General features: G+C 70.8%; 20 protein-coding genes and 2 pseudogenes. 11 read left to right on the plus strand and 11 right to left on the minus strand.

From position 1 onward, the window contains the following. Positions 1-37: 37 nt before the first annotated feature. The 3 genes and pseudogenes from AQJ11_RS34685 (at position 38) to AQJ11_RS51645 (ending at position 1,636) form a co-directional block, all read left to right on the plus strand. Positions 38-874, plus strand: a complete 837-nt coding sequence (locus AQJ11_RS34685) for an alpha/beta fold hydrolase (RefSeq protein WP_059265887.1) — start codon at positions 38-40, stop codon at positions 872-874. 240 nt (positions 875-1,114) lie between these two features. Continuing rightward, positions 1,115-1,309: pseudogene (locus tag AQJ11_RS52865) on the plus strand (LysR substrate-binding domain-containing protein); the annotation flags it as partial. 120 nt (positions 1,310-1,429) lie between these two features. Next, positions 1,430-1,636: a hypothetical protein gene (locus AQJ11_RS51645; protein ID WP_059265888.1), complete on the plus strand. Its 207-nt coding sequence runs from the start codon at positions 1,430-1,432 to the stop codon at positions 1,634-1,636. 7 nt (positions 1,637-1,643) lie between these two features. Here AQJ11_RS51645 and AQJ11_RS34695 read toward each other — a convergent pair whose 3' ends face one another. Next, positions 1,644-2,228, minus strand: a complete 585-nt coding sequence (locus tag AQJ11_RS34695; RefSeq protein WP_244218501.1) for an RNA polymerase sigma factor — start codon at positions 2,226-2,228, stop codon at positions 1,644-1,646. Between the two features lie 283 nt (positions 2,229-2,511). On the opposite strand from AQJ11_RS34695, the gene AQJ11_RS34700 reads away from it, so the two are divergent. Next, positions 2,512-2,751 carry a hypothetical protein gene (locus AQJ11_RS34700; RefSeq protein ID WP_059265889.1) on the plus strand — a complete coding sequence of 80 codons (240 nt, stop codon included), beginning with the start codon at positions 2,512-2,514 and terminating at the stop codon, positions 2,749-2,751. A gap of 107 nt (positions 2,752-2,858) precedes the next feature. On the opposite strand, the gene AQJ11_RS34705 is transcribed toward AQJ11_RS34700, so the two are convergent. Continuing rightward, the gene (locus AQJ11_RS34705; RefSeq protein ID WP_244218502.1) at positions 2,859-3,482 is read right to left on the minus strand and encodes a GNAT family N-acetyltransferase; all 624 of its coding nucleotides are present in this window, start codon (positions 3,480-3,482) and stop codon (positions 2,859-2,861) included. A 308-nt stretch (positions 3,483-3,790) separates the two neighbouring features. Here AQJ11_RS34705 and AQJ11_RS34710 point away from each other — a divergent pair, with 308 nt between their 5' ends. From AQJ11_RS34710 to lpdA, 3 genes are all read left to right on the plus strand, one after another. Further along, entirely contained in the window at positions 3,791-4,618 is an 828-nt protein-coding gene (locus AQJ11_RS34710; RefSeq protein WP_078611578.1) for an enoyl-CoA hydratase/isomerase family protein, read from the plus strand. 186 nt (positions 4,619-4,804) lie between these two features. After that, a complete protein-coding gene (locus AQJ11_RS34715) occupies positions 4,805-5,671 on the plus strand; it encodes an alpha/beta fold hydrolase (protein ID WP_059265891.1) in 867 nt (288 codons plus the stop codon). 220 nt (positions 5,672-5,891) lie between these two features. After that, on the plus strand, positions 5,892-7,292 hold the full coding sequence (gene lpdA, locus AQJ11_RS34720) for a dihydrolipoyl dehydrogenase (protein WP_059265892.1): 1,401 nt from the start codon (positions 5,892-5,894) through the stop codon (positions 7,290-7,292). A gap of 34 nt (positions 7,293-7,326) precedes the next feature. Here the strand turns inward: lpdA and AQJ11_RS34725 are convergent, their stop codons facing one another. After that, complete coding sequence (locus AQJ11_RS34725; protein ID WP_059265893.1) at positions 7,327-7,818, minus strand: MarR family winged helix-turn-helix transcriptional regulator; 492 nt, start codon at positions 7,816-7,818, stop codon at positions 7,327-7,329. A gap of 180 nt (positions 7,819-7,998) precedes the next feature. Between AQJ11_RS34725 and AQJ11_RS34730 the strand changes: the two genes are divergently transcribed. After that, a complete protein-coding gene (locus AQJ11_RS34730) occupies positions 7,999-8,631 on the plus strand; it encodes an isochorismatase family protein (RefSeq protein WP_059265894.1) in 633 nt (210 codons plus the stop codon). Positions 8,632-8,761: 130 nt separating this feature from the next. On the opposite strand, the gene AQJ11_RS34735 is transcribed toward AQJ11_RS34730, so the two are convergent. The 3 genes from AQJ11_RS34735 to AQJ11_RS34745 form a co-directional block, all read right to left on the minus strand. Further along, on the minus strand, positions 8,762-9,430 hold the full coding sequence (locus tag AQJ11_RS34735; RefSeq protein WP_014669408.1) for a TetR/AcrR family transcriptional regulator: 669 nt from the start codon (positions 9,428-9,430) through the stop codon (positions 8,762-8,764). 70 nt (positions 9,431-9,500) lie between these two features. Then, entirely contained in the window at positions 9,501-10,583 is a 1,083-nt protein-coding gene (locus tag AQJ11_RS34740) for an LLM class flavin-dependent oxidoreductase (protein WP_059265895.1), read from the minus strand. Positions 10,584-10,612: 29 nt separating this feature from the next. Further along, the gene (locus tag AQJ11_RS34745; RefSeq protein WP_244218503.1) at positions 10,613-11,089 is read right to left on the minus strand and encodes a hypothetical protein; all 477 of its coding nucleotides are present in this window, start codon (positions 11,087-11,089) and stop codon (positions 10,613-10,615) included. A 252-nt stretch (positions 11,090-11,341) separates the two neighbouring features. Between AQJ11_RS34745 and AQJ11_RS53100 the strand changes: the two are divergent. Further along, positions 11,342-11,569: pseudogene (locus tag AQJ11_RS53100) on the plus strand (transposase); the annotation flags it as partial. Between the two features lie 7 nt (positions 11,570-11,576). Here AQJ11_RS53100 and AQJ11_RS34750 read toward each other — a convergent pair. Further along, entirely contained in the window at positions 11,577-12,422 is an 846-nt protein-coding gene (locus AQJ11_RS34750) for a phosphotransferase enzyme family protein (protein WP_059266003.1), read from the minus strand. 169 nt (positions 12,423-12,591) lie between these two features. Continuing rightward, positions 12,592-13,191, minus strand: coding sequence for a TetR/AcrR family transcriptional regulator (locus AQJ11_RS34755; protein WP_244218504.1), 600 nt, complete (start codon positions 13,189-13,191; stop codon positions 12,592-12,594). A 105-nt stretch (positions 13,192-13,296) separates the two neighbouring features. On the opposite strand from AQJ11_RS34755, the gene AQJ11_RS34760 reads away from it, so the two are divergent. Then, positions 13,297-14,247: a beta-ketoacyl-ACP synthase III gene (locus AQJ11_RS34760; protein ID WP_059265897.1), complete on the plus strand. Its 951-nt coding sequence runs from the start codon at positions 13,297-13,299 to the stop codon at positions 14,245-14,247. A gap of 7 nt (positions 14,248-14,254) precedes the next feature. Here AQJ11_RS34760 and AQJ11_RS34765 read toward each other — a convergent pair whose 3' ends face one another. Next, positions 14,255-14,995 carry an enoyl-CoA hydratase/isomerase family protein gene (locus tag AQJ11_RS34765; RefSeq protein WP_059265898.1) on the minus strand — a complete coding sequence of 247 codons (741 nt, stop codon included), beginning with the start codon at positions 14,993-14,995 and terminating at the stop codon, positions 14,255-14,257. Positions 14,996-15,135: 140 nt separating this feature from the next. Between AQJ11_RS34765 and AQJ11_RS34770 the strand changes: the two genes are divergently transcribed. After that, positions 15,136-15,807, plus strand: a complete 672-nt coding sequence (locus tag AQJ11_RS34770) for an enoyl-CoA hydratase/isomerase family protein (RefSeq protein ID WP_059265899.1) — start codon at positions 15,136-15,138, stop codon at positions 15,805-15,807. A 62-nt stretch (positions 15,808-15,869) separates the two neighbouring features. Here the strand turns inward: AQJ11_RS34770 and AQJ11_RS34775 are convergent, their stop codons facing one another. Next, positions 15,870-16,154: a hypothetical protein gene (locus AQJ11_RS34775; protein WP_014669416.1), complete on the minus strand. Its 285-nt coding sequence runs from the start codon at positions 16,152-16,154 to the stop codon at positions 15,870-15,872. 186 nt (positions 16,155-16,340) lie between these two features. Next, a complete protein-coding gene (locus AQJ11_RS34780) occupies positions 16,341-17,363 on the minus strand; it encodes a zinc-binding alcohol dehydrogenase family protein (protein WP_059265900.1) in 1,023 nt (340 codons plus the stop codon). Positions 17,364-17,404: the final 41 nt, after the last annotated feature.

Here is a 17,404-nt window from a genome sequence, read left to right on the forward strand (position 1 = left end):
GACAGGGCGCCGTCCTTTCTGAACAGGAGTCCTGAACATGTCTGCATATGCGGCCGATGCGGCCGAGACCCGTTACGTCGAGGGGCCCGAGGGGGAGCGTTTCGCCTACCGCAGGTTCGGCCGGGCGGGCGGCCGTCCCCTGGTGATGCACATGCGGTTCCGCGGCACCCTCGACCACTGGGACCCGGCCTTCCTGGAACCGCTGGCCGCCGAACGCGAGGTCATCGTCTTCGACAACCGGGGCATCAACCTGTCCACCGGCGACGCGCCCGCCTCCATCGAGGACATGGTGGAGGGCTCCCTGGCCTTCATCCACGCCCTCGGCCTGACGGACATCGACGTCCTGGGCTGGTCGATGGGCGGCATGGTCGCCCAGGGCGTGGCACTGGCGGCCCCCGACATCGTCCGGCACCTGGTGGTGGCGGGCAGCTCGGCCGGCGGTGTGCCGGACCTGCCGCCGCCCTCGGCCCGCACCCGGCAGATCATGGCGAAGCCGGTCAACGCCGCCGAGGACTTCCTCCACCTCTTCTTCCCCGAGACGAAGGAGGCGACGGCCGCGGGCCTGGCCTCCCTTGAGCGCCTGGAGCACCGGCTGAAGGACTCCCAGGCGGTCGTCGGCCCGCAGGCGGTGCGCGGCCAGCTCGGTGCCATCGGCTCCTTCAAGGGCTACTGGCACCGGCAGGAGGAACTGACCCTGCCGGTCCTGGTCGCCAACGGCGCCCACGACGTGATGATCCACGCCTACGCCACCTACGCGATGTCGCAGAAACTCCCCCACGCCAAGGTGATCCTCTACAGCGACGCCGGGCACGGCTTCCTCTTCCAGCACCCCGACGACTTCGCCCACGAGATCAACCGCTTCCTGTCCGCCTGACCCGCACCGCCGCACGGGGGCCCGTCCCGCCCCCGCGCGGCCCCTCGCCCTGCACGCCGGTCCATGAGGTCGCCGATGACCGCGGTCGACGATCACCGCGCCGCGGACTTGCGGAGAACGCGCTCGCCCAGAACGCCCGACTGCTGCTCACCGCCCGCGCGTACGCCGGTGCGGCCCGGTCGGAGGTGACCGTGGCGGCCCCGTCACCCACCCCTGCGGGCGGGGCCGCCGGCCGAAGCCATCCGGCGCTTCCGGGACGGCCGGCGCGACGCGCGGATCGCCGTACTCGACGTCTCCGACGACGAACAGCCGGGCGCCCTGGCGGGGCACCGCGTGGACGCCGTGCTGACCTGGGGGGAACCCCGGTCGGCGGATCTGACCAGCGAACCTCTGACCGAGGAGCCGCTCTGCGGGCTGGTCACCGCCGGGCATCCGCTCAGCACCGGGGCACATGCCGCTGTCGGTCCTGGCGGAGGAACCGTTCCTCTTCCCCGTCCACGAGCGCCGGCACTGCTGGAGCCTCCTGCGGGACCCGGCGGACTGGGGTGCTCGGCGGTGCCGGCCTCCCTGAGCCTGAACGGCTCCCGCGCGCTGTCCTTCGTACGGCTGCCGGGCCTGTCGGTACGCACCAGTGTGATGTGGCGCCAGTCGGAGCGGTCACCGGCGGTGACGGCCTTCGTGGCGGCGCGCAGGGCCGCGGCCGCCTCGGTGATCCGTGCACGTCCGGACATCTGGTCCGCGCCCCGTCGGACGGCCCGTTAGGAGGCGCTCACGTCTCCCCAGCCGGACAGGCGGATGGTCCGAGGAGTGGCCAGTCGCCCGCCAGAAGCGCACGGGAGCGCTCTTGCTGACGGAGTGTGCGCAGTGCCCGGGACCGGCGTGACGTGACCGTTCCGGCAGGGACGCCGAGGCGTTGAGCGGTCTCCCGCACCGTGAATCCGTACATGCAGGTGTGGACGAGCACTTCCCGGAGCTCGTGACTCAGGGTGTGCAGCAGCGCGTGTGCCACCACGGACGCCAGCACACTTTCGGCGCGGTCGGCCTCCGGGACATCGCGGCTCTCGGCGGTGACGATCTCGTACCCGGTGAACGGACCGGGCCACCCGTCGACGACAAGACCGCGTGCCGCCCTCAGGAGCCAACCGCGCACCGCGTCGCGCCCGATGGGCAGCATGTCGATGTGCCGCCAGGCACGGACCAGGACTTCCTGCGCGATGTCCTCGGCCGCATCGTGGTCGCCCACCCACGTCTCGGCACGGGCGACGAGCACGGCTCGGTGCTCGGCCACCAGGGCTTCGATCCGGGCACGTCGGAGCGCTGCCGGCGGCGGGCCGTGGTGGGCGCTGGTCGTCATGTTCGCGGATTCCCCAACGGGCAGGCGCGGCCGGCGAGCCTCCCCGCCCCAGATCTGTGGCGAGACACCTGGGCCGGGGGAGGCCGCCTCCGGGGCGGGTCGTGCCCCGGAGAATCGGTGGCGGCACAGGCGCTCGCCCGCACACATTCCATCAGCGGCCCCGCCGGACGTCCAGGATCACTTTCGCATCGCGCGATGCCGGATCGGCATCGCGGGCTGGGAAGGGAGGTCCTCCGGAGGGCCGTTGAAGGGATGTCCGCTCTGGTGACGGTCAATCGCCCTGGTGCGTTCCCTCACCGCCGAGCGGGACGGCTCGGGCCCGAGGGTCTACGAACTCGTCATCGGTCCCCTTCGCACCCGTCCGAGGGCGGCCATCGGGGCGGACGACCCCGGCTGGTTCAGTGCCGAGGACCTGGGTGGGCACGCGGCCCGTCTGATCGCCGGTGACGGCCCGTACGCCGAAGCACCGCTCCAGTACCTGATCACCCGCGCACACGGAGTACGGACCTCGCCGCCCAAGTGACCTCAGCGACCGCCCTGGCGTGCGCGCCACCGCCCTTGCGCCGCCCCGCCCATGACACACCGGGCGTGGGGCCGGGGACGGTGCCGCGGTCACACCGGCGGACTGCGTCAGGCCGAAGCATGGCCGCATGTGCCACGCACACGCCGGGGCGTGGCCTCCTCGGGCACGGCCAGCACGAAGTGGACGATGTCACCGCCGTCTTCCGTGCCGTCCCGCGTGCCGCCCAGGGCTTCCGCGGGCTCGACGTGTGCGCCGAGCGAGGTGCAGATGGCGGTCATACGGCGGTTGTCACGCGTCGTCACGACCACCGCCTCCCGGACGCCGAAGAACGGCGCCTGGGACAGCGTCCAACACGCCAGCGCCGTGCCGAGCCCCACGTCCTGCCAGCCGTCCTCCACGAGTAAGGCCAGCTCACCGCGGCCTTCGGCACCGTCGTGCACCAGGTGGGTGGTGGCTACGACCACGTCGGGACGGTGCACCGGGCTCGTCACCCAGCTCACACCCTGCCGGGTCAGACGGGCCCACTCGTGCTCCCGCAGGGCGGAACGCCCCGTCTGGTAACGGCTGAAGAGTGTCTGCGGGGAACAGCGGCCGTGCATGGCGTTCACCGCCGCGAGGTCCGCCGCCTCGGCTCGCCGGGTCACGGTCATCCGGCCCGAACGGGTGCGGATCCGGTGGCCCGCGGGTCCGGCCGTACCGGTGGAAGGGGCTGTCAGCGCATCAGGTGTCACGGTGAGGTCCTGTATCGGGCGCAGGGGCAGCGAAGCGTGAGGTCCCGCGTCCGCGCCGGGGTCGACATATGAGGACAGTCCAGCGCGGAAGGGAGCTGCCCGCTTCCGTCGAACGACTGCCGGCGGGCGAGGAATGACTGACACCTCGGCCGGTGCAGTGAGAGATGTGTGCCCTATCGGGCACCATGGGCGTCCGGCACCCGCCCCCGGCACGCCGACGGCCGTAATGTCACGGTCAGTCGACCGGTCTTCTGCGACAGGGCCGGTGTGCCACTTCTCGCGTGCACTCTACGAACCGGGACTTCTCCATGTCGAACACCGCAACCTCCTCCACGCATGCCCCTGTGCGTGCCGAACAGCAGAGCCCTGGATACTGGAGGGTCACCTTCGACAACCCTCCCCTGAACCTCTACGAGCCCGAGGTGGAGTCCGCTCTCGGGAAGATCGTCGACCGGCTGGAGGCGGACGACGACGTCAAGGTGGTCGTCTTCGACAGCGCCGTTCCCGACTTCTTCATGGCACACCTGAACCTGGGCAGGGTCGCGGAGTTCGGGGAGGGCATGCCGGCCTGGTTCGACATCATCGGCCGCCTCGGCAACGCCCCCTTCATCACGGTGGGTTCCCTGCGGGGCCGTGCGCGTGGCATCGGCAACGAGTTCCTGACCACGCTCGACGTGCGGTTCGCCAGCCGGGAGAAGGCCGTGCTCGGCCAGCTGGAGATCGGTACGGGGATCATCCCCGGCTGCGGCGGCATCCAGCGCCTGGTGCAGCTCACCGGACGGTCCCGGGCCCTGGAGATCATCACCTCCGGTGAGGACTACGACGCCGACACGGCCGCGCTGTACGGCTGGGTCAACCGTGCCGTCCCCGACGCCGAACTGGACGCGGTCGTCGACCGGTTCGCGCGGCGGATCGCCTCCTTCGACACCGACGCCCTCCGAGCGGTCAAGGAGATCGTCAACGAGGAGGCCCCGCTGCACAGCCCCGACGATCTGGCGGCCACCCACCAGCGCTTCGCCGGGCTGCTCGCCCGGGACTTCGTCCAGCAGCGCCTGCAACTGTCGGCGAAGGCGAGCCCCGAGGCCATCTACGACCTGGAACTGAACATGGGCGAGCGCCTCGGTCCCCGCGACTAGTCCGGACACCTTCGCTGCCACGCAACAGGACGCATACCTGCGAGCCACACACCCGCGGACCGCATGTCCAAGGGCCGTACCCGGAGCCCCGCGCACCGGCGGGCGCGCGCCGGGCCGCCGGACGCCGGCCCGCGCGGTCCCGCCCGACCTCCCCAGTCCGCCCACCCGTGCTGAAAGGCGCTCACCATGGCCACCGAAGCCACCCACAGCCAGATCACGACGCCCAACCTCCATGTCGAGGCCGCCGACGGTGTCACCTACCGCTACCGCCGCTTCGGCCGCCCCAACGCGAGCGGTCTGCCGGTGGTCTGCCTGGTCCACTTCCGCGCCAACCTCGACAACTGGGATCCCGAACTCGTCGACGCTCTCGCCTCCGAGAGGGAGGTCATCCTGGTGGATCTCGCCGGGGTCGGCGGTTCCACCGGGGCCACTCCGAACACCGTCGAGGAGATGGCGCACAACGCGATCGCCTTCCTGGACGCCATCGAACTGCGCCGCTTCGACCTGCTCGGCTTCTCCCTCGGCGGCTTCATCGCGCAGGAGATCACCCTCTTCCGCCCGTGGCAGGTACGCCGGCTGGTCCTGGCCGGTACGGCGCCCCGGGGCGGCCGGGACATCCACCAGTACACGGCGGGCGCCATTCGTGAGGCAGCCTTCGACGACGCCCCCTCCGCCGCGAACCTGCTCACCCTCTTCTTCGAGAAGAGCGCGTCCAGCCAGGCCAAGGGCGTGGAGTTCCTCAAGCGGCTGGGCCTGCGCACCGCCGAGCGGGACACCGCGCCCGACCTGGCCGTCCGTGACGCTCAGTTGACCGCCATCTCCGCGTGGGGTGTGCGGGACGACTCGCGTTTGCAGCGTCTGGAGTCCATTCAGCAGCCGGTCCTGGTGGCCAACGGCGACAACGACGAGATGGTCCCCACCAAGAACACCTACCTGCTGGCCGAACACCTGCCCAACGCGAAGCTGAGCATCTACCCGGACGCCGGTCACGGGTTCCTCTTCCAGTACCCGGCCGAGTTCGCCGCAGAGGTGAACGCCTTCCTCGGCCGCTGACGGCCCTCGCCCAGCGGGCGATCCGGGCTTGTCACGCGGCCCACGCCCGCCTGCGCGACCCATCCGTACCGCACACGTCCAGAATCGGGAACACCTCCATGCGCAGCCAGCCCCACGTCCACCCCCGCGGCGGCACCGCCGCCCGTCACGGCGAGCACACGACATCCTTCGAGGTCACCCCCGTGCCGTCGGCCGTATCGAGCCGGAGGGCCGGCTGACCATGGGCGCACACTACGACGTCGTCGTCCTGGGGGCCGGTCCGGGCGGATACACGGCCGCCGTCCGGTCGGCCCAACTGGGCTTGCGTACCGCGGTCGTCGAGGAGCGCTACTGGGGCGGGGTGTGCCTGAACGTGGGCTGCATCCCGGCCAAGGCGCTGCTGCGCAACGCCGAACTCGCGCACATCTTCACCCGCGAGGCCAAGACCTTCGGCATCGAGGTCGACGGCCGGGTGCGGTTCGACTACGGCGAGGCGTTCCGGCGGAGCCGGAAGGTCGCCGACGGCCGCGCCAAGGGCGTCAACTTCCTGATGCGGAAGAACAAGATCACGCAGTACGACGGGCGCGGTCACTTCACCGACGCGCACACCCTGAGGGTGACGAGCGCCGACGGCAACGCGGAGACGGTCACCTTCGACCACTGCGTCATCGCCACCGGCGCCACCGCGAAGCTGCTGCCCGGCACCCGGCTGAGCGAGCGCGTGGTGACCTTCGAGGAGCAGATCCTCGCCGAGGAGCTGCCGGACAGCGTGATCATCGCGGGCGCCGGCGCGATCGGCGTCGAGTTCGCGTACGTGCTGCACAACTACGGCGTCCGCGTGACCATCGTGGAGTTCGCGGACCGCCCGGTCCCGCTGGAGGACGAAGGGATCTCCGCCGAGCTGGCACGGTGGTACCGGCGGCTCGGCATCGAGGTGCTCACCTCCACGCGGGTGGACGCCATCGCGGAGGAGGCCGGCAGGGTACGGGTCACCGTCACCCGCGGCGGGCAGCAGCAGGTCCTGGAAGCCGACAAGGTGCTCCAGGCCCTCGGTTTCCAGCCGAACGTGACCGGCTACGGCCTGGAGAACACGGGGGTACGGCTCACCGAACGGGGCGCCATCGACGTGGACGGCCGGCTGCGCACCAACGTCCCCCACATCTTCGCGATCGGTGACGTCACGGCCAGGCTGATGCTGGCGCACGCCGCCGAGTCGATGGGCATCGTGGCGGCGGAGACCATCGGCGGGGCGGAGACGATGGAACTCGACTACGTCATGATCCCGCGCGTCACGTTCTGCAAGCCCCAGATCGCGAGCTTCGGGTGGACGGAGGCGCAGGCGCGGGAGCGCGGCTTCGACGTGCGGGTGGCGAAGTTCCCGTTCACCGCCAACGGCAAGGCACAGGGCCTCGGGGACCCCGCGGGCTTCGTCAAGATCATCAGCGACGGCACGCACGGCGAGCTGCTGGGCGCGCACCTCATCGGCGGGGAAGTGGCCGAACTGCTGCCGGAGCTGACGCTGGCCCAGCAGTGGGACCTGACCGTCCACGAGGTCGCCCGCAACGTGCACGCGCACCCCACGCTCGGCGAGTCGGTCAAGGAGGCCGTCCACGGCCTGGCCGGCCACATGATCAACATGTGAGGCCGCGACCGGCCGGGGTGGTCCCGCCGGAAGGTCAGATGCAGGAACCGGTAACGGGCGCGGCGTCGGCGAAGGGTCCGAAGGCCAGGTCCCGCAGCAGCGTGACCAGGAGCCGCCGCTCCTGCGGCTTCAGGGCCGCCAGCAGCTCCCGCTCGGTGAGCGCGATTTCCTTCGCCGCGCGGTCCGCCAGGTCCCGGCCGCTCTCGGTCGCCTCACACACACGTGTGCGCCGGTCGCTCGCGGACGGGCGCCGGACGACGAGACCGGCGCCCTCCAGACGGTCGAGCACCGCCGTGAGCGTGGTCTTGTCCAGCCCGAGGTCCTTGCCGAGGGCGAGCTGGCTGGTGGGCGTGCCCTCGGCGACTGTGCGCAGGACGACGTAGTCGCGCACCCCGAGGCCGTGCCGGCGGGCCACCTCGTCCTGTGCGCTGCCGAGACCGGCCGCGACCCGGTGCAGCAGCCAGTTGAGGTCGGTGGCGAAGGGATGCTCACCGCTGGTCTGCGCGGCGGACGTCGAGGGTGCCATGGCCCGATCGTAACAGTGTTCCGAAGGCGGACGTTCCCACACAAAAACTTCTCACCTCGAATCTTCTCATGTCAGAAGTTCTTGTCTCGGATTATCTGGGTGCGTAGCGTGGCGGTTGTGCCCATGCCCGTCGACACGTGTCGGACGGGCACATCGGCAATCAGCAGAAGGGGAACCGTCATGCCTGTCCTCAAGGCCGAGGAAGTCGTCGTCGCGATGATCGACCACGCTGTGGGCTTCGCCAACCTGTTCCGCTCACACAACCTGGCCGATCACGTCAACAACGCCGTCGCTCTCGCGAAGACCGCGGTGATCTACGATCTGCCTCTCGTGGTGACCAACGGAGCCGACTCCGCTCCCTCGAGGCCGCTGTTCGACCGGCTCAAGCAGGTGCTGGGCGACAGGGAAGTCGTCGTGAGGGGAGGCAACTTCGACGCCTTCGCCACCGAGCGCTTCGCCGACGCCGTAGCCGCGACCGGGCGCCGCAAGCTGCTGCTGTCGGGTCTGATGACGGAAGGGTGTGTGTTGCAGACCGCCATGTCGGGGCTGGATCGGGGGTACGACGTCCATGTCGTGGTCGACGCCGTCGCCGGTGAGACCCGGGAGATTCACGACGCGGCCGTCCAGCGTCTGGTGCAGGCCGGAGCAGTGCCGGTGACGTGGCTGTCCGTGGCGTCCGAGCTCCAGGGCACCTATGAGAACCTGGCGACCGTCGAAGGGTTCATGGGGCTCATGGCGGAACACTCACCCACCCTCGGCATGTATCTCCAGCACTACAGCGCCCTCCAGTCCGGCGGCGCCGTGGCCGCGTGAGACAGCCGCCGCAACGTCGCCGGCCGCCGGCCAGGACGGTTCCTGGCCGGCGGCCGGCCGTCCGTCGGCGGTGCCGCGGTCACCATGCCGGCCACGTGCCGAATGGTGGCGTCCGTGCCGAGCGGTGGCGTCAGCGGCGGGAAGCCGGTGGCACGGGTGGGTCGAGGGTGCGCAGCAGGCTACGGGCGGGCGGCCCCGGCGGCAGCGGTTCGTCGTCCGTCATGGCGCAGGCGCGCAGGACGAACGCGACCAGCCGGCGGGACGCCTTGTCCGCGTTGGACCCGCTGCCCATGACGACGCCGGCGTTGGCGAGCAGCAGCAGCGGAAGATCGTGCGGGGAGAAGTCGGGGCGCAGGACCCCGGCCTCTTTGGCACGCCGGACCAGACGGGTGAATCCGCGCATCGCACGGCGCCGGTGGGCTTCGAGTTCCGCCGAGGTCGGGAACGTCGTGTTCAGTACGACGGCCAGTCCCTGGTCCTCGCACTGAAGAGCGGCGACGTGCTCGACGTACCCGCGGAAGCCCGCCCAGGGATCGGGCTCTTCCAGGGCCCGGTCCACGGCGTCGGCGTACGCGCGGACCCGGGGCGTGAAGACCGCGGCGACGAGTTCCTCGCGCCCGGCGAAGTTGCGTTGCAGGGTGGCGATGCCCACTCCGGCACGCCGCGCGATCTCGTTGAGCGAGACGTCCAGGCCGCGCGTCGTGTACAGCTCGGCCGCGGCTGCGAGGATCTTGGCACGGTTGGCCTGTGCGTCGGCGCGGAGCTGCCGGAGTGGTGAGGTGTTGTCGGTGGGTGGCACGGTCCGACAGCTTACGGTTGTCCGCCAGGCGGGGAACGGGTCCGGTCCGCCCGGTCCCCGTGCACGGCCGTCATCCTCGTGCCGCACCGGGCTGCGACCGGGCTGCCGCAACCGCGAGCCGGCGCAGTGCGGGCGCGACCGCGGTGGCCAGTTGCCCGACGGACGAGGCGACCGCGTCGCCGGGCAGGCCGCCCCAGTCCACGAGAGCCTGGAGACGGTCGAAACGGACCGCCTCATAGAGGGCGGTCGCCTTCTCGGTGATGCTTTCGGGTGTGCCGATCAGGAGGTGCCCGGCCGGGCCCACGCCCGCCCGGAACTGCTCCGGTGAGACGGTGAAGCCGCTTCCCCCGGGCCGCTTGGGCCGCAGGAAATCCCGGTAGTACGGGTAGGTGTCGAGGGCGGTGGCGGTGTCGTCGGCACTGAAGAAGTGCACCCCCACGCCGAGGCGCAGCCGGTGGCCGTGCCCTTCCGCCTCGCCCGCCGCCCGGTAGACGGCGCCGAGGTGGGCCAGGCGCTCCAGAGGGCCGCCGATGTACCCGAGCATCATGGGCAGCCCGAGTCGTCCGGCGCGTTCGGCGCTGGCGGGAGTTCCCCCGACCCCGATCCACAGCGGCAGGGGATTCTGCCGTGCCCGGGGCACGACGGCGGCCTCGGTCAGCGGGGACCGGAACCGTCCGTGCCAGGTCACCCGCGGTTCACCGCGGACGCGCAGCAGGAGTCCCAGTTTCTCCGCGAAGACCTGGTCGTAATGGCTCAGGGGAACGCCGAACAGTTCGAACGGCTCCGGGTGCGCACTGCGCCCCACGGTGATCTCCGCACGGCCCGAGCTGACGAGGTCGAGCGTGGCGAAGTCCTCGTACAGCCGCACGGGGTCGAGTGCGCTGAGGGTGCTGACCGAACTGGTGAGCCTGATGCGGGAGGTCCGGGCCGCGACGGCGGCCAGCACCACGGCCGGTGAGGAGACGGCGAAGTCCTCGCTGTGGTGCTCGCCGACGCCGAAGTGGTCGAGTCCGAGCCGGTCGGCGGTGACGCCGAGGTCGACCAGCCGGCCGTGCCGGTCGCCGGCGGTCACGGAACGGCCGTCGACCGTACGGGGCTGGAAGTCGGCCAGTGACGCGATGCCGACGTCCATCCCCGGGTCCTGCGCGCTCATGCCTCTCCTTCCGGGGCGGTGTCCACGGTTCAGGAGGCGGACGGGGTGAGCCTGGTCGCCGTCTCCTCGTCCACCGGTATCCAGCCCTGGCCGAGGTCGATCTCGCCGATGTGGTGATACGTGTCGGACCCCAGCCGGGTGAAGGTGTCGCGCAGCGGAACGGACGCACCGTTCATCGTCATGGTGCCCGCGAACACCAGGGTGTCGCCCTGCCAGCCCGAGGACCGCTGCCGGGCCCGGCCGCCGTTGCTGTCGAACCAGTCCGCGACGAACTCGTCGGAAGCGGCGTCGAATCCCCACACGTATGTGGCCCGCAGCGGGCTCGGGTTGTCCGCGGTGGGCTGCTCCTCGGTGCTGAGCCGCAGATAGTGCGGGGCGAGTTCACCGGAACCGGTCACCTTCATCTCGATCGGCTTGCGCGGGCCGAAGGGGGTGGCGTGGAACTGCCCCGGCGCGTCCCAGACGCCCAGGAAGAAAGCGAGTTCGTCGATCCGCGAGCCACTCATGGCTGTCTGCCTCTCTCAGGGGACCCGGGCGGCCGTCCGCCGTCCCGGTGCCGGTCAGCATAACCATAAGTGGTGTGGGTGCACCACTTAGCGGGTTGGCGCGAATGAGATACCCGCCGTGGACGGCCGCTGCCGGCAGGTGCGGGCGTGTGCCTTCAGTCAGGACACACTCGGTGGTCCTCAGGTCCTCAAACCCGTGAACGTATCCCGCCCCGTTCCAGGCATGGGAGGGCAGCCTGGCGATACGGATCCGTGACGAGCTGGGCGAGCTGTTCTCGGACGCGGACTTCGTCGGGCCCGAGTAGGGGAAAGCGAGGGTTCGACCACTCGGTTCTCAAGGCACGAGCCCAGGAAGACACCCAGGGCTGGAAAGAGCAGTACGCAGACCGGGCCGGTGTCGAAGGCACGATCTCTCGGGGCGTCCGATGCTTCGGCCTGCGACGATGTCGCTATCGCGGCCTGGCCGAAGCCCGGCTACAGCACCAGCTCACGGCGAAACTGTGTCGAGTGTCGGCCAAGGAGGACCCTCTCGGAGCAAGCGCAGGAGTTCCTCTCCGAATCGCCTCCCGTTCGGAAACTGGTCGCCAAGCTCCCAACGCCACGCGGCGACCATCGCGATAACGAGCTGCCGACACTCGTCCAGCAGCCCTTGGTCAACGCTTGGATAGTGCTCGCAGACCGCCTCGGGAACATGGGCGAGATCGAACTCGACGGGTCCACGGCAGCACGTCTCAAGGTCGATGAACAACGGGCCGTCCGTCGTGCTGAGCACATTGCCTGGATGCGGCTCGCCGTGGAGCAGCTGCTCCACGGCGCCGCGGTCGTCGATCGTTCGCCGCAGGCTTGCGAGCCTGCCGCTGAGGAGAACGCGGTCCGCGTCGGCGAGCTCCGGCGAGCGATCCGGGTCGGCGACGACTTCTTCCGCCTCCGTGATCCGGTCCGTGAACCTCGGGCTCGGCGCATCGACCTTGCGCATGCCGGCGTGCAGCCGCTCCAGCGCCTTGGCGTAGTCGGCTGGTGAGGTGTGAGGGGTCACGGGCTCGTAGTAGGTCCACAGCGTCACTGCGAAGCCATCGCGCGTGTACACACGCGGGTCCGTCCGAGGCTCCAAGGGACACACCGGGCATCCGACTTCGGCGAGCCTCTGAGCGAGCTCGACTTCGAACTGTGCAACCTCTTGTCCCACAGGGGCGACACGGGCGAAGACGTCGCATGGCGTCAGCCGCAGTGCCAGCTTGTTCGAGTTGTGGAGAACGATTGCGTCGTTGGCCGGCAGGTCGAGCGATGCGGCGACCGAAGTCGCAGTCGCGATCGCACGCGTGACGTCGGTCATCTCCACCCTCGAATCTTGGCATAGATGGCGTGACGGCGATCGTGCCTCGGCTCAGCGGACTGGATTCGCCAACAGTGTCCCCGGTCCGGCGGGGGGCGGGCGGCGGGCGTGGGAGAGGGCCCCTCGGCAGGGGATCAGGTGCGGAGGGGCCGCCGCGGGGCCCTCTTGATCAGGTGCCGAGGAGCCGCCGGAATGCGCGGCGGGCGCGGGCGGGCGCGGCCTCGTCGTGCTGGAGCTGCAAGAAGTGGTTGAGGGCCAGCATGACGCCCATCAGCTCGTACACCAACTGGTCCGGATCGGTGTCCGAGGGCAGGTCCCCCGCGGTGACCGCGCGCCGGACGTGCACACGCAGATCGCGCTGCCACAGCGCGTTCAGCGCGGTGACGGCGTCGTGGACCGGTCCGCTGCGGCCGTCGAACTCCGCCGCCGCCGCCGTGAAGAAGCAGCCACCGGGCAGGGATCGCCGTTCCAGGTATGACACCCACGCCTCGCACACCGCGCGCAGGTACGGCAACCCCGGCCGCACGTCCCCTACGCGGCGCGGCACCTCCTCGGTGAACGCGGTCGCGGCGGCGTCGACGACGGCGAGTTGGAGACTCACCTTGGTGCCGAAGTGCCCGAGGACGCCTGCCTTGCTCATGCCCAGTTCGTTCGCGAGCCGGCCGATGGTCAGCCCCTCCAGTCCCTCGACGGAAGCGATGGCCAGACTGCGCTCGACGATGCGCTGCCGGGTGTGCTGGGTCTCGGCGACGGACTTGCGGGGGCTCATGACCGCCCATCGTAGCCGTACCGCCATTTAGCTTCCGACCGATCGGTTGCTATATTCCACCCGGTCCGCCGGACCCACCGCGCAGCCCGTACGAGGGAGAGCCTCTTGCCCGCATCCCGTGTCGTCGCCCTGGGGCACCACCAGCCGTCCCGAGTGCTGACCAACACCGATATGGAACGCCTCGTCGACACCAGCGATGCCTGGATACGGCAGCGCACCGGGATCGTCACCCGCCGGATCGCGGCCGAGGACGAGTCCGTCACCGACATGGCGGCTGCGGCGGCGGGCAAGGCGCTCGTCGCCTCCGGGCTCGACGCCGCCGAGATCGGCATGGTCACGGTCGCGACCTGCTCGGCCATCGACCGCAGCCCGTCCATCGCCGCGCAGGTCGCCGCCCGCCTGGACATCCCGTCGCCCGTCTGCTTCGACCTCAACAACGCCTGCGCGGGCTTCTGCACCGCCCTCGCCTGCGCCGACCACGCGATCCGGGCCGGCGCCGCCCGGCACGCCCTCGTCATCGGCGCCGAGAAGATGTCGGACCTCGTGGACTGGACCGACCGCAGCACCTGCATCCTGCTGGGTGACGGTGCCGGCGCCGCCGTGGTCAGCCGGACGGACCAGGCCGGCGGGGGCATCGGCCCGGTCGCCTGGGGGTCCGATCCGGCGCGGGGCGACGCGGTGCGGCTGGTGGACTCCTGGCAGCCCCGGTTCGCCCAGGAAGGCCAGACCGTCTTCCGCTGGGCCACCAGCGAGTTGCCCGCACTCGCCCGGGAAGCGTGCGAGCGAGCCGGGATCGCCACCACCGACCTCGCCGGCGTGGTCACCCACCAGGCCAACCTGCGGATCATCGAGTCGCTGGCCCGGCAACTCGGCCTGCGCGACGACGTCGTGCTCGCCCGCGACGTCGTCGACTCCGGCAACACCTCCGCCGCGTCCGTCCCGCTCGCGTTGTCGAAGCTGGTCGAACGCGGCGAACTGCCGCCCGGCGCACCGGTTCTGCTCTTCGCCTTCGGGGGCGGCCTGTCCTGGGCGGGGCAGGTCGTCACCGCACCCTGAGCGCAGGCTAGGACCCGGACGTGAGCGCGTCGTTGCCCGCGGTGAGTTCTCCGAAGAGGCGCCGCTCCGTCGTGACCGCCTCGCCGAACGCGAGGCGCGAACCGGCCACGACGGAGTGCTTCGCCGCGTGCAGGGCGGGCCCCGGGTTCCCGGCGATGGACCCGGCCCAGCGCAACGCCTCCTGCGGGAAGTCGGTGCCCGTCAGGACGGTGTTCACCCACCCGACCCGCAGCGCCTCCTCGGCGAAGACCAGCCGTCCCGTGAGGATCGCCTCGGCCGCGCGGCCGGGGCCGATCAGCCGGGGCAGCCGGACACTTCCCCCACCACCCGGGATGATGCCGACGGCCACTTCCGGCTGCTGGAAGCGGGAGCGCGGGGAAGCGACCCGCAGGGTGCACGCCAGGGCGATCTCATTGCCCCCGCCGGAGGCCAGACCGTCGACGGCCGCGATGGTGGGCTGGGGGATCTCCTCCAGCAGGCGCAGCGCACGCGACCACGAGCCGAGTTCCTCCTCGCTCGCCTGTCCCGCACCCGCCCGGGCCAGATCGGACAGCTCGGCGTGGTCGATGAACCTGTCGTCCAGCCCGCTCGTCAGCATGACGACCTTCACCTCGTCGGTACGCCGGCCCAAGTCCTCCAGCAGGGAGCCGAGTTGCACCATGGAGGCGAAGTCCATGAAGTTGCCGGGTTCCCTGGTGAACGTCAGGACGGCCACGGGGCCGAACCGGTCCGAGGTCCATGTGGACATAGCCCGCTCCAAATACGTGTGCGGACCGGCCAGGGTCTGAGCGCCCTGCTCGGTCCTGCCGTTGGTGTCCTGACCAACCCTGTCCGATCGTCCCGGCGCCGCCATCAGTCATGTGACCAGTCATCTCCCAAGGAGCCGACATGCCCGTACTCGACCGGCAGAACGACGTGTTCGTCCTCGACCTCGGTGGCGGCGAGAACCGCGTCGACCGTGACTGGGTCACCGCCGTGGACGCCGCCCTGGAGGAGGTGGAAGAGGCTGAGGGCCCGCGCGCCCTCGTCACCACCGGGAGGGGCAGGTTCTACAGCAACGGCCTGGACCTGGACCGGCTGTCCGCCCATGAGGAGGAGCGCCACGAGTTCACCGTGCGCGTCCACGGCCTCTTCGCGCGCCTGCTCTGCCTGCCGGTGATCACCGTGGCCGCCGTACAGGGACACGCCTTCGGTGCCGGAGCGATCTTCTCCCTCGCGCACGACTTCCGCGTGATGCGCGCCGACCGCGGTTACTGGTGCCTGCCCGAAGCGGGCATGGGCATGCCGTTCCCCCGTGGCATGGCCGCCCTGGTCCAGGCCCGTCTGGCCCCGCGGATCGCCCGAGAGGCCATGCTCACCAGCCGCCGGTACGGCGGTGCGGAGGCCGAAGCCGCTCACATCGCCGACCGCGCGGTCGCCGAGGACGCCGTGCGCGGCACAGCGCTGGAGATCGCCGCGGCGCACGCGGCCAAGGCCGGTGACGCCCTCGGTACCACCAAGGCTCGTATGTTCCCCGGAGTCCTGGCCGCGCTCCGGGACGTGGGCACCGCGCAGGGCTGAGCCGGCCCACAGGCGCCCACGATGCCGGGCTGAGGCGTGCCTGACGCCTCAGCCCGTCCCGGTCAGGAAGCGTGGACGGGGGTGGGAGACGCCTTGACCAGTCCGGCCCGCTGCCAGTCGGTCACCTGCTTCCGGAGGAGCCGGCCGACCGCCGAGACGTCGGCGTTCCAGGCGCTCCCGAGCACCGCGGCGGCGGCCCGGACGTTCCCACCGTGCTGCCGCAGGGCAATCCACATGGCGCTGGCCTCGGGCGCGTAGAAGTGGGGAGCGCCCTGGGGCGACAGCAACGTGAGCGCCCCGTCCTCTGCGATGCCCGCCGTCACCCCAGCTTCGATCACGATGTTCACGTCGTCACGAGTCCCTTTCCGGCGGCGCTTGCGGAAAGCACGCCCCATGTGTCCGAAGCCGCTTCGCTCACGTTCCCCCATATGACCTCATGACACCCGGGTCCGCCGTGGACGAGGCACCAACGTGCAACTCTCCTGCCCGAACCGTCAGCACCGGGGCCCGCGGCGCCCCGTCCTCCGGCTGTTTCAGAAGCCGGTGAGGGTGATCTTGCCGATGGCCGTGCCGGATTCCATGATGCCGTGGGCCTCCCGCAGGTTCGCCGCGTTGACGGGGCCCAGGTCCCTGGTCGCGGTGCTGACCATGACGCCGGCGTCCACCAGGCGCGCCACCTGGGTGAGGATCTTGCCCTGCCGGTCCATGTCCGCCGTCCGGAACAGGGAACGGGTGAACATGAACTCCCAGTGGAAGCCGATGCTCTTCGGCATCAGCAGGCCGATGGGCAGGTCCTCGACGTCGTCGATCGCGACGATCTGCCCGAACGGGTTGAGGGCCTCGGCGTAGACGGCCAGGTTGCGGTGGGTCCCGGCGGTGCTGAAGACGTGGTCGATGCCGTTCGGGGCCACCTCGGCGAGCTGCGGCAGCAGTGCCTGGTGATGGTCCACGATGTGGTGGGCGCCCATGCGGCGGGCGAAGTCGACCGTCTCCGGGCGGGACGCCGTCCCGATCACCGTCAGGTCGGTGAGCGCGCGGGCCAGTTGGCTGACGACGGCTCCGACACCGCCGCCGGCCGCCGTCACCAGCAGTGAGCCCGTCTCGCCGATCAGGTCGTGGTGCAGCCCGATCCGCTCGAACAGGCCCTCCCAGGCGGTGAGCGAGGTCAGTGGCAGCGAAGCCGCCTCGGTGAAGGTCAGCGTCGTCGGCTTCAGGGCGACGATGCGCTCGTCGACGACGTGGTACTCGGAGTTGGCACCCGGCCGGTCGAGTGCTCCGGAGTAGTACACCTCGTCACCGGGCTTGAAGTTCTCCACTTGGGAGCCGGTCGCGACGACCGTTCCGGCGGCGTCCCAGCCCAGCACCCGCTCACGGCCCTGCGGATCCTGGTTCTTGCGGACCTTGGGGTCGACCGGGTTGACGGCGACGGCCTCGACCTGGACGAGCAGGTCCCGGGGGCCGGGTTCGGGCACGGGCAGCTTGACGTCGAGGAGGCTCTCGTCGTCGGTGACCGGCAGGGACGCGCGGTAGGCGACGGCGCGCATGGTGGTGGTCATGTCGCAGGGTTCTCCTGGTCGGACGGGTCGTGGTGGGGGCG

The sequence above is a fragment of the Streptomyces corchorusii genome (assembly GCF_001514055.1).
Taxonomy (GTDB): Bacteria; Actinomycetota; Actinomycetes; order Streptomycetales; family Streptomycetaceae; genus Streptomyces; species Streptomyces olivaceoviridis.